The sequence below is a fragment of the Mesorhizobium sp. M2A.F.Ca.ET.037.01.1.1 genome (assembly GCF_003998075.1).
In the GTDB taxonomy this organism is placed as follows: domain Bacteria; phylum Pseudomonadota; class Alphaproteobacteria; order Rhizobiales; family Rhizobiaceae; genus Mesorhizobium.
Map to the genome: position 1 here is coordinate 1 of NZ_RZSA01000875.1, position 2,804 is coordinate 2,804.

Below are 2,804 nucleotides of genomic sequence, written 5' to 3' on the forward strand. Positions count from 1 at the left end.
ACCTTCGTCGGCGTTAATATCTTCTTGGAGAACATGGTGTTCGGCGCGGTGCTGATCGCCGCCGTCGCCATCACCATCGACCGCAGCAAGATAGCAGTCATAAAGTGACGTACCGATCCGCACCGCCTCCCAAGCAAGCGCGGACGGAAAGGGACCGCATCGGCGGTGAGCCGGTGCGGTCCGGGCTGAATTTACTGCATCGTGTCCAAGCCGATCAGCTCGATCCTGTAGCCGTCCGGATCCTCGACGAAGGCGATGTGGGTGGTGCCGTGCTGCATCGGTCCGGGCTTGCGCGGGATCTTGGCGCCGCGCTTTTCCAGTTCGGCGCAAACGGCGTAGATGTCGTTGACGCCGAGCGCCAGATGACCGAAGCCGGTGCCGATCTCATAGGGTTCCTCGCGGCCCCAGTTCAGCGTCAGCTCTACGACCGCTTCCTTGTCCTCCGGCCCGTAGCCGAGAAAGGCATTGGTGAACTTGCCGCCGGGATAATCCTCGCGGCGCAGCAAGGTCATGCCGAGCACTTCGGTGTAGAAGGCGATCGACTTGTCGAGGTCGAGCACCCTGATCATGGTGTGCATATAGCGAAAGCCGGGGGCGTCGCTCATTGGGAAAGTCCTCCGAATTCAGTGATTTGCCGGTCTGATCATCCACATCAAACGGCTTCGGGAAGCATGGCGTCGCTTGATGTTCTAAATCAGGGTTGTATGATAACACGACAAGATTGGTGGTTGTCCAGTCGTTTTCCGGAAGGGTCCAGGTTCAGTTCATGAATGCCGTGCCGCCCAATTCCGCATCGCTGATCGCCGCCCTCACCGGCGTGCTGTCGGATGGCGGGCTACTGACCGAGGCAGAGGACCTTGTCCGCTACAGCCGCGACTGGTCGGGCGACCATTTCGGCCGCCCGCTGGCGGTGGCGCGGCCCAGCTCGGTGGAAGAGATGTCGGCGTTGATGAGGCACTGCCATGCCGAGAGGATCCCCGTCGTGCCGCAGGGCGGGCTGACCGGCCTTGTCGGAGCGGCGGTGGCGGCTGACGGCAACGAGGTCGTCGTCTCGTTGGAGCGCATGAACAGGATCCGCTCGATCAGTCCGATCGACTTCGCCATGGTGGTCGAGGCCGGCTGCATCCTCGAGGATGCCAAGCGCGCTGCCGAGGAGAGCGACTGCATCCTGCCGATCACCTTCGGCGCGCAGGGCAGCTGCCGCATCGGCGGTAATGTCGCCACCAATGCCGGCGGCTTCAACGTGCTGCGTTACGGCATGACGCGTGACCTTGTGCTCGGCCTCGAAGTTGTGCTGGCCGACGGCCGGATCTGGAACGGACTGAAGGTGCTGCGCAAGGACAATCGCGGCTATGATCTGAAGCAGGTCTTCATCGGTTCGGAAGGCACGCTCGGCATCGTCACCGCCGCGGCGCTGAAGCTCTTCCCCAGGCCGACGCAGATCGAAACGGCGCTCGTCGGCCTGCGTTCGGTCGAGGACGCGATGGCGCTCTATGCGCGGGCGCGGCGCGGCTGCAGCGACCTGCTCACCGCCTTCGAGCTGATCCTGCGCGGCGGCATCGAGATCACCATGCGCGAGGGCAAGGATTTCCACGAGCCGCTCGGCAAGCCTTACCCCGCCTATGTGCTGATCGAGGTTTCGTCCGGAGGACTGATCGACCTCAAGGATATGCTGTTGAGTTTTCTCGCGGGCGTCGAGGATCTCGTCGAGGACGGCATCGTGGCATCGACCCGGGCGCAGGGCGAGCGCCTGTGGCTCTACCGCGAGATCATGGTCGAGCGGCAGGGGCGCGGCGGCCGCTATCTGCGCACCGACGTCTCCGTGCCGATCTCGAAGCTTGCCGATTTCGTCACCGATGCACTGTTCGAATTGGGGCGGGCGAGACCCGACGCGCTGCCCGTCACCTACGGCCATGTCGGCGACGGCAACATCCATCTCAACGTCGTGCCGCCGGAGGGCATGGCGGCCGAGGCGATCGAGCATCTGTTCGAGGAGGCGGAAGCGGAGATTTTCGCCGTCGTCGACCGCTATGGCGGCTCGATCAGCGCCGAGCACGGCATCGGCCGGGTCAAGCAGCGGGCCTTCCTCGACCGCGTCGATCCGGTGGCGCTCGATCTTGCGGCAGGCATCAAGGATGCGATTGATCCGCGCCATATATTGAGCAACGGCCGCATTCTGGCGTCCGCATCCGCGCTCGACTATAGGTGAGCGATGACGCTGAAGCTCGACAAGGTCAATCGCGGTCCGCACCTCTCCACGCTCGTGGCGAGTTCCATCTCGCGCGAGATCGCGCAGGGGCGGCTGAAGCCCGGCGATCAGCTTCCGACCGAACAGGCGCTGGCGACCACGTTCGGGGTCAGCCGCAACGTGGTGCGCGAAGCGATCGCAAGGCTGCGCTCCGAAGGCCGCATCTGGTCGCAGCAGGGCAGGGGCGCCTTCGTTGCCGACGCTACCAACGCGACGGTGCTGACGATCGACTATGAAACCTTGCAGCGGGCGGATTCCTTCCGCAACCTGTTCGAACTGCGCGGCATGCTGGAAGTGCAGATCGCCGCACTGGCCGCGACCCGCCGCTCCGATGCCGATATCGTGGCGATGGAACAGGCACTCGACGGGATGCGCACGGCTCCCTATGGCAGCGTCGCCTGGCTGAAGAACGACCTCGGTTTCCACCGCGCCGTCGCCGAGGCGACCCAGAACCCCTATATGGGCCAGTTCCTCGTCTTCGTCTCGGAACGGGTGCGCGAGAGCATCCTGGCCGCCGGCAACCAGCAGAAATCCGACGACATGGCGCGCACGACAC

3 protein-coding genes are annotated in these 2,804 nt (G+C 64.3%); 2 read left to right on the plus strand and 1 reads right to left on the minus strand.

All coding sequences use genetic code 11. From position 1 onward, the window contains the following. Positions 1–191: 191 nt before the first annotated feature. Positions 192–605 carry a lactoylglutathione lyase gene (gene gloA, locus EOA27_RS30560; RefSeq protein WP_127257987.1) on the minus strand — a complete coding sequence of 138 codons (414 nt, stop codon included), beginning with the start codon at positions 603–605 and terminating at the stop codon, positions 192–194. A gap of 161 nt (positions 606–766) precedes the next feature. Here gloA and EOA27_RS30565 point away from each other — a divergent pair, with 161 nt between their 5' ends. Together EOA27_RS30565 and EOA27_RS30570 are read left to right on the plus strand one after the other, a co-directional pair. Further along, positions 767–2,209, plus strand: a complete 1,443-nt coding sequence (locus tag EOA27_RS30565) for an FAD-binding oxidoreductase (protein WP_127257989.1) — start codon at positions 767–769, stop codon at positions 2,207–2,209. Positions 2,210–2,212: 3 nt separating this feature from the next. After that, on the plus strand, positions 2,213–2,804 hold a 592-nt coding region (locus EOA27_RS30570; protein WP_145970633.1), incomplete at its 3' end, for a FadR/GntR family transcriptional regulator.

Bases quoted from the DNA above. Each gene is read 5' to 3' on its own strand.
- gloA (WP_127257987.1), bottom strand. From the start codon at position 605: ATGAGCGACGCCCCCGGCTTTCGCTATATGCACACCATGATCAGGGTG.
- EOA27_RS30565 (WP_127257989.1), top strand. From the start codon at position 767: ATGAATGCCGTGCCGCCCAATTCCGCATCGCTGATCGCCGCCCTCACC.